This is a genomic window from Rhodothermales bacterium (assembly GCA_013002345.1).
In the GTDB taxonomy this organism is placed as follows: Bacteria; Bacteroidota; Rhodothermia; order Rhodothermales; family JABDKH01; genus JABDKH01.
Map to the genome: position 1 here is coordinate 1 of JABDKH010000017.1, position 8,332 is coordinate 8,332.

Below are 8,332 nucleotides of genomic sequence, written 5' to 3' on the forward strand. Positions count from 1 at the left end.
GTGTTCGAGTTGCAGCGGGCCGTTGGCGAGGCGGACTATGAGCGGGCCGTCACCATTGCGGAACGATTGTTGCAACAAACATCTAATCCACGCGGGGAGTCGATTCGCCTTGTAACGATCCTGTCATCTTACTTCACGAAACTGTGGAAACTGACAGTTTGTCAAGGAAGGAGATTGGGGGAAAAGGAGATGGCGTCGCGGGTTGGAGTTTCCCCGTTCTTCATAAAAGAGTACATTCACAGTTTAAAGTATTATGACAGAAGCTCAATTGAGCGTGCTTTCGGGGTCTTGATGGCAGCGGATTTTGAATTAAAAGGCGGCGCCCACCGTTCCGAGACACTCGTAGTGCAGCTTATGCTGAATGAGCTCGTATCGGGTAAGGTATTTGCCTGAGTATTTGAAGAAGTAGCCCTGACAGAAAGGCGCATCGTGCGCCTTGTAAAATAGACAGAAGATATGGCCAATACGCTTGAGCGTAAGAAGACTGAATCCACCACCCCGGCTGTACGGGTGCGCAAGGCGGCGGTCCGCTCGAAGAACCCGAGCAATCGCCACTTTGAGGCACTCAGCCAGATGAGTGATGAGGACCTGATGTCGCAGTTCCAGGCAGGGACTGTTGAGGCATTTGATATCCTCGTGAGCCGGTACAAGGATCCCCTGACGAACTATATCTATCGGTTCCTGGGGGATATGAAGGAATGTGAGGACCTGTTGCAGGAGACGTTCCTTCGCGTGTATCGGAACCGACACTCATACCGACGTATCGCCAAGTACTCTACGTGGCTGTACACGATTGCGGGTAACCTTGCACGTTCCGAATACCGGAAGCGCAAGCGCCGCCGATTGTACTCGTTGCAGTCAGTTAATCGTGACGACGAAGAGTACGAGGTCGAGATCCCGGACGAGACGTTCTCGCCGGACAAGCATACCGAGAGCACGATCCAGGACCATTTCATTCAGGAAGCTCTGAAGCAGATTCCGGAAGAGTTTCGTGAGGTCGTGGTACTGCGTGATGTACAGCAGCTTGCCTACGAAGAGATTGCTGAGATCACGGGCCTCCCGATGGGTACGGTCAAGAGCCGGATCAATCGAGGCCGAACCAAGCTGCAGACGCTTCTCAAAGAGGTGTACACCCCGCAGGAGGACTAAACTCCTGCAGGTAGTCGAGGGAAGAGGCCGGTGAAGCAATTCGCCGGCCTTTTTTCGTTCGCCGTGAACCCGACGGCACATAGTACGTTAATGATCTCGCACATCGATTCAGACAAATTCCTGATCGCGTATGGGTGAGGGTTACGAATCAGTTCCGGACGCAGAATCGTGGCAGGAGCTCGACGAGTTTCTGTGCGAATACGTAGATGGGTCAATGGACCCGGTGGTCCGGGAAGTCTTTGAAGAGTATGTCCGGGAAACCCCGGAGCTTGCCGAGCACGTAAAGTGTTTGTGTGAGGCGAGAGACGTGTTGATTCACTCGGCCTGCGCGTGTCGGCTCAAGGCTGATTTTGCGGATCGACTCCGACGGCGGCTTACGGCTGAGCACGGCGAATCGCGCGACGTTGTTCTGCCCGACCTGGTATCACATCTCGGCTACCTTGCGGCATTCACATCGGCGCTTGTTGTGATGACGGTCGCTGCAGTGTTGCTGGGCGAGATGCTGGTGAATGACGAGGCCACCCTTCTTGCCCGTGACAGCCAATCGGCCCTGGAGAACGTGCAGGGGATTCAGTTTTCGAGTTTGTTTGTGCCGCCCAGCGACCGTTCGCTGGTCGTCAGCGCATCCCATCGTTTCAACCCTGTTGCGCCGCGCAGGTTGCCGATCGCTCCGCTCTGGGCGGACGCCGACTGGAGGCAAACCCGCACACCGGTACGCAGCGTAGCATCGGCCTGGTAAGACGCCAGAGACAGCTTTTTCACAGGGCCCTTAGCTCAGCGGTTTAGAGCGCTCGCCTCACACGCGAGAGGTCACTGGTTCAAATCCAGTAGGGCCCACTACTCTCCGACCGACGCCGGCGCTACGTCCGTACTGTGTCGTGCTTCCAGGGTGGTGCCTCCCGCAGGTCGACCGAACTGCTAGTTCACCTCGTGCGCCCCGATGTCGACTCCTGACCCGACCGGCCGCGGCGAACCGTCGATGTCTTCGTCCGGAACGTCTGGATATTGAGCGGAGGTGGCGGCGGCGTCCACGGCGGGACTCGAGGCCGTGATGCGGAGTGCGTCACCGTCGAACAATGGGTCCGCCTCGAGGTCGTTCGACGCAGTCGTCGAAGATCCTCCGGAGTAGCGCGATGCCACATTCCAGAACAGGTTGAAATCGCTGTCGAGCGTGGTCCCTGCTTGAATGTCGATGCCGACGTTCCCGAGCCCGAAAATCAAGTTGTTCACAAGCACCACGGGCATCGGGCCTTCGTACGTACTTGTGGAGGCGTTTATCCGGATGAGGGGTGAAGTCTCGATGTTGGTGTACGACCTATCGTTGCCACGGATGTTGTTATTGGCGAAGACGATCTCGTCCGCCCTCTCCGCCCCGAAAACGGTAATGGCCTCGAAATTGTCGACGCGGTCGAATGTGTTGTTGATGATCTTGAGGGTCGAACCTTCGATGGTCGCAGCCCGGACGGCGGTCGCCGCAAACGAAGCCGACGACAGAAACTCGACGCTGTTTCTCTCCATCACGATTGACGCCACGTCGTTGCGATTGTTGAGCGTTACGTTGAAACCACTCCCACTGGTTCGGATGGTATTGTCCCGAATCTCGACTTCGCCGAATCCGTCTATCTCACGTGCGTCGATCTGCACCATGAAGCACCTCGCATCGGCATTCTCGCCCAGCATGATGTTGTTCTCGATGGCTATTCCGCCGCCCAGCAGGTTTATCACTCCGCAGGTGGTCGTGAACTCGTTATCTCGTATCAGTCCGTTCGAGAGCCCACCGGTAAGTCCGGACACAGTGTTCAGGCTGTTATTAGTGAATGTCAGGCCGGTCGCCGACAGGTTCGCACCCGTCTGGATATCTTCGATGATCACGTTGCGAACGGTGACATCGTCGGCGTTGATCTGGAGCGCTCGACCGTCATCTTTCGATCGGTTCTCACCGTAGATCGTTGCATCATAGATCTCAAATCCAGTCGCGGAGTTGGCCACGTTCATCGTGGCCGTACAGCACGTATATGTCTGAGGGCCTCCGATCGACAGGCCGGTGATGGAGACTCCTGCACCCTCGACCCAGAGTGTGGACCGTTCGGCTCTTCCCGTGCGCAGCGGAGACACCAGGTGCGTGGTCGATCGGCCCGCGCCGATAAGCCGAACGCCGTCGGAACGGATGGTCGCGGTCTGGGCCAGCGACTGATACTCGCCCGGACAGACACTGACCAGTGCTTCTGGGTCCGCCGCAGCCAGGGCTGCGTGAAGACTGCGGGTCGTGGCGCCCACACATGACAGGTCGTCGTCGACAACGATGGATGTCGAATGCTTCACCCTGAAGATCCGCAGAGCGAATTGCCCGCCGTTGTCCTGGCGGTCCTCGATCTCGATAGAATACTCCCCGGTAGACTCCTCGAGGCGCTCAGACACCGACCCGATGCCCGATGATGTCAAGCAGCACGAGCTGAGTGGGTTCGATGACCAGCGCCTAAGTTTTACGCTGACATCGGTGGCCGGCAGCATGTCGGGATCAGCGTCGATAATCTCGGCGTAGATGCCGTCGCCAGCGTCTGCTCTGAAGGCGAAGATGCGTGTCTGATTGGGGCCTACGTTGCTTTCCACGTTGACCTCGCCGTTGTCGTCGAAGTCGACCCACTCGAACACGCCCGATCGTCGGAGTGTAATCCGGTAATCGCCGGGTGTACCGACGGAGCCGTCCACGATGACGAAGAACGTCTGGTCTGTCAGGCCACTTCCTGTAAAGGTCACGGTGCCGGAAGAAGATAGCTGGCGCTCGGGGGCCTGTCCGGCTCCCTCCATCGTGATACTGCCGGCAAAACCGTCAGACAGAATCTTGACCTCGAAAGCCTCGGTGTCCCCCACGAAGAACCCGTACACGTGAGGGTTGTCGGACGCGTCGTACGTTGCGGCCAGGGTGTCGCCGTATGCGATCTGGACCGTGTCGACCTCGAGGCCGGAAGGCTCCAGGAAGATATCCAGCGTGCTTTCATTTCCCGCAATGCCTGTGACGCTCACCGTGGCGGTGAACAGTCCGCCGAGACTCGTGGCGACAAGCTCAGTCTCGCGATTCGGAGGGAATATCAGTCTTGCGCCGGCCGGGCTGATGTACGTCCGGACCTCGAAGACGGGCTCGGTCTCCAGACGCGAGTCGAGCTTCTGTAGCGGTTTGCGCCGGCCGCCGGCCCAACAACCGATCGCGACGTCAAAGCAGACACCGCTGTCGCATTCCGTCTTGTAGCAAACGCCCGGATTGCGGACGTCGGGATCGAAAAAGTCGTCGCAATTCCACCATGAAAGGTGACCGACGTCTGCCCGTAGCGCGAAGCCGGTGGGCGAGGCCTCGGACTCGACAACGATTCCGGTGCCTTCCTGTGTCCACTGGCCTGTCTCTTCGTCCACAGACCAGAGAGCGATCTCCTGCCCGGCCTCCGCGCCGCCCGTGTAGATCGGGATCTCGACGGAGGCCGTCTTTCCGGGCGCAATTTGGACGTCGCGGCCCTCGTGCGAGAGGCTGAATTCAGCGACACCGTAGCTCTGGAGTCCGCCGACGGATCCGTTCTCATCAATTGCTTCAAACCGGCCCGGGAACGACGCGGTCTGCTCGACAACGTCTACGGGCGTGAGGCTGACGAGAACGTCTCCTGTAACCCGATCTCCCGCTTCGTCGATCAACCCGTCATAGGGGAGAGTCAGACGCACCCCATCCGCTCCGGCAACGGATGCGCCGTTCTCCACATCCCGCACGCGCACCGGTGTGCTGCGTTCGATCAGAGACGCTCGGAAATACGCCTCGGTGGTATCGGACTCCAGAGCCACCCTCACTTGCTGGCTCGAGTAGCCTGGCTTCTCCAGTGTGAGATAGACGGGTATTCCGACCGGTACGTTCTGCAGTTTGACCCGGCCTCCGGCATCGGTCAGAGTCCCGGATGTATCGCCGACCACCGAAACCGCAACATCTCGCAGGGGATTCTCCAGTTGGTCGAGCACAAGGCCGAACACATTCCCCGTGAGCGAAGCCGGCTGAGGGCCCGGCGTGATCTCGATCGTCTTTTTCGTTGTGTCGGCGGCTCCGTATGTGCCGGAAACGACCAGTGTAATGTCGAAGCTTCCGGCCCGCAGGTAGGTATGGCTCACGCGGGACGTCCCGCCTCGCTTCTGGTCACCGAAGTCCCACGAGTACGTCAGCTCACCGCCTGCCGCATCTGTGGAAGATGTAGCGTCGAGCGAGACGAGAGCTCCTTCCTGGAGCGTCCCGCTCACGGCGAATGCCGCCTGCGGCCGGGCCGCATGTGTCATCTGAAGTGTAATATCGATATTCTCTCCGACGGTTTCGATGGCCTGACCCGCCGGCTGATACCCGGCCTTGTCCGTCCGCAGCACCAGGCTCGCGCGGGCACTTGCCGTCTTGGCCGGCACCGGTCCCTGATGATTCGAGTGTGAGCGGCTGCCGCGGATGAGGCGAACGTCAACGTGTCCGCCGTCCGCCACGACAAACGTTCTCGTCTTGCTCGGATGGCTCTCACCGAAGTCCACACGGTACACGTAGACGCCGGCGGACAGCAGGCTTGAGGTTCTGGTCTCTCTACCGAGGACGTCGAAGATCTGCAGTTCGGGTGTCTCCGAGTAAGAGTCCGGCGCCGAGTAGGCAATGGTCAGCCTCCCGTTCGCTCCAGCCAGGACCGGATTCGGATATATCGCGTTGACGGAGAAAGTGCTTGAGACGGCGCCAGGATCATCGATGCTCACCGACGTCGGCACGATGAGGGTCGTTGCGCCGGACGAATCGGTGAAGGCGGTAGCAAGGAGCTCGGTCTCGCTCTCGTCGTAGACCCGTACGCGGGCGCGGGGCAGCGGTGCGCCGGAATCATCGTCGACCTGTACCGTCACGGAGGTGTCGGCAACGAGCACAACGTCCTGACGGGTAAATAAAGCGATTCCAGTCAGCACGAAAAGGGAGGCGACGAGTGAGGATACCAACGCGACGTTCTTCATGAACACAAACAGATTGGCGGCAGTGTGATTGTCGGATGATGTGAGATGTCGGGAAATGCCGAGATAACCGACATTCTCACCTGCCTATAAAAGCGTAGGAATCACGCGAGCGAGGACACAGGTCTTTGGATCGGAGTTGTGACGACGGTGATGGCGGGGGCTCATTCCGCTATTCGGTCCGCGTTTGATTGAAGGTCGAGGCTAGACCTGGTAGTGTGCAACCTCGTCCGAGCGATTGTCAACTCCATGAAACTTGGTTCAATAAATGCGGCCGTTCAACATTCCTTCATATTAAACTTGTCGTCCGCCCGACCGGCTCGACCGCGTCCACACGCAACGAATTCTCTCTGTCACTCTAGCAGGAAGTTGCGTTGTTTCGACGCCTTTCGGTATGCTCGATTTTTCGTCGACGATCTGGTACTGTAGATTCGACGGACGCCCATTGAAGGAGCTGGAGCGTAGAATCACCCGGCCCTTGAGCGTCCAGACGAGACAGATCGCTACCCCAAAAGACACCCATCGGACATGTCAATGCTTTCAATCCCTGCCATACGAATCGCGCACATGTGCGCCTACGGAATGCTGGCCGTCATGGTCGCCGCGTGCTCCAGCGCACCCGGATCCGGGAGCATCGACGGAATAGATCTCGGGTTGAATACCGAACTCCACCTCAAAGATCTTCGCCCCGGCGCGCACCCGGATGCATCGGCGTTTGATCGTGCTCGGGGCCTGGTCTCGAGCGCGCCGTCGCATCTCGACAGCCTCCGCGTCTACACCGCTCGTGCGGAAGTCGACGAGGGCGAGACCGCTTCGCTCAACATCTGGGTGTTACCGCTCTCCGAATCCGAGGGGGGCGGAATGCTGGCACTCGTCACTGATCCTGACGGAGTGGTCATCCGTTCACGTGTCTGGGATAACGAAGATTTCAATGCGGACCTCGAGGGCGCGTGGGAGACTTTCTGGAGTCAATTCGAATACGACGGCTCACGCGGTGTCATTGCAGCTGACCATGCGCTGTCGTCGGCGGACGTCGATACGCTCCTGAGCAATCTCAACGCGGATACGACGGCAACGGGAGCATTGACGCGCCTGATGTATGAGCATCGCCTGATCATGTATGACAACAACTACCTGTTGCGGCGATCAATGGCATTGTCCGGTGGCGAGCGGGTGCCTCCGCTCGATTGGATTGATGCAAACCGAGACATGTACCGGAGGATTGGCGAGATCGGCATCGAGTTGCGGCCCATCATCGGTGACAGCGCCTCAATCAAGTATGTCGCGGTCGCTGAGGAAAGCAGTGAGATTCTTACGCTCGTTGCCGAAGATGCGGCTGCATCGAGAGGCGATGCGGTGGTCGAACGGATGCAGGCGTTTCGCCGTCGAAGCTGTGGCGCATGCCACGGAATCAAGAATCACTCCGCCGGAACGGGCAAGCTCAAGGATGCGCTCTTTGGTCGCATGGACGAGTTTGGAGTCAGACTCGATCTCTTCAGAGCAGGCCTCGACGTGTGGTCACCTCCCGGCGAAGCCGACCGTTCACAGCGCATGGCCGACGCGGTAAAGGCGGTGCTCGTCGTAGCCGGGTCGGGGTGAGAGTGGTCCCAGTCGGCGGCAGGCGAGTGATTAACTGAGCCGGGGGTTCACGGTACTCACCGTCTCGGCCGAGGTGCGCGGTTGCGTCTGTCGGTTCTGGTGCTGCGCGGCAATCCGCATCCTGGTTACCAGGGCGATCGTCATCACCGCCTGCGATACTCAACTCGCGAAACAGCTCGCCACGCTCTCCGGTCGCCCGTCGCTCGCCGCCGCTGAACAGTGAACCCGTTCGAGCCGTCAACTTCGTAATCCTCGACGAAATAATGACCGGTCCCACGAATCTCCTTGCTCGCACTGAAGACAATTTTTGATTCGACCAGTCCACCGCGATACAACATCGCTAGGCCGTGCGCCGAGTCAATCCACGTCTTCTGCAGTCGGCCATCAATGGGGTCATACGAGTAGATCGCAATGGCCGAGAATGGCCCCGCCGATCGATCATCGCGGTAGCGCTCGATGAGAACGCAGCCGTCGAGATCGGGCGCGATCTTCGAGCGTCCGTCGACGTCATCCCACTCGCCGTCCGCGAGGCGAACGGATCCGCTCACGTTCCATTCACCCTGCAAATAGTCCAGCGCAGCAAACT

6 protein-coding genes and 1 tRNA gene are annotated in these 8,332 nt (G+C 59.0%); 5 read left to right on the forward strand and 2 right to left on the reverse strand.

Features of this window, described 5'->3' with window-relative positions:
* The 4 genes from HKN37_00790 to HKN37_00805 all read left to right on the forward strand — a co-directional run.
* Positions 1 to 393: DNA polymerase III subunit delta (locus HKN37_00790; protein ID NNE45176.1), on the forward strand; the 393-nt coding region annotated here is incomplete at its 5' end.
* 180 nt (positions 394 to 573) lie between these two features.
* A complete protein-coding gene (locus tag HKN37_00795) occupies positions 574 to 1,149 on the forward strand; it encodes a sigma-70 family RNA polymerase sigma factor (protein ID NNE45177.1) in 576 nt (191 codons plus the stop codon).
* Positions 1,150 to 1,279: 130 nt separating this feature from the next.
* A complete protein-coding gene (locus HKN37_00800) occupies positions 1,280 to 1,888 on the forward strand; it encodes a hypothetical protein (GenBank protein NNE45178.1) in 609 nt (202 codons plus the stop codon).
* 24 nt (positions 1,889 to 1,912) lie between these two features.
* A tRNA-Val gene (locus HKN37_00805) sits at positions 1,913 to 1,986 on the forward strand.
* A gap of 81 nt (positions 1,987 to 2,067) precedes the next feature.
* Here the strand turns inward: HKN37_00805 and HKN37_00810 are convergent.
* Complete coding sequence (locus HKN37_00810; GenBank protein ID NNE45179.1) at positions 2,068 to 6,150, reverse strand: PKD domain-containing protein; 4,083 nt, start codon at positions 6,148 to 6,150, stop codon at positions 2,068 to 2,070.
* 525 nt (positions 6,151 to 6,675) lie between these two features.
* On the opposite strand from HKN37_00810, the gene HKN37_00815 reads away from it, so the two are divergent.
* On the forward strand, positions 6,676 to 7,746 hold the full coding sequence (locus tag HKN37_00815) for a hypothetical protein (GenBank protein ID NNE45180.1): 1,071 nt from the start codon (positions 6,676 to 6,678) through the stop codon (positions 7,744 to 7,746).
* 143 nt (positions 7,747 to 7,889) lie between these two features.
* Here HKN37_00815 and HKN37_00820 read toward each other — a convergent pair.
* On the reverse strand, positions 7,890 to 8,332 hold a 443-nt coding region (locus tag HKN37_00820), incomplete at its 5' end, for a DUF1579 family protein (GenBank protein NNE45181.1).

Coding starts and splice junctions, on each gene's coding strand:
- HKN37_00800 (NNE45178.1), top strand. CDS start 1,280: ATGGGTGAGGGTTACGAATCAGTTCCGGACGCAGAATCGTGGCAGGAG.
- HKN37_00810 (NNE45179.1), bottom strand. CDS start 6,150: ATGAAGAACGTCGCGTTGGTATCCTCACTCGTCGCCTCCCTTTTCGTG.
- HKN37_00815 (NNE45180.1), top strand. CDS start 6,676: ATGTCAATGCTTTCAATCCCTGCCATACGAATCGCGCACATGTGCGCC.
- HKN37_00795 (NNE45177.1), top strand. CDS start 574: ATGAGTGATGAGGACCTGATGTCGCAGTTCCAGGCAGGGACTGTTGAG.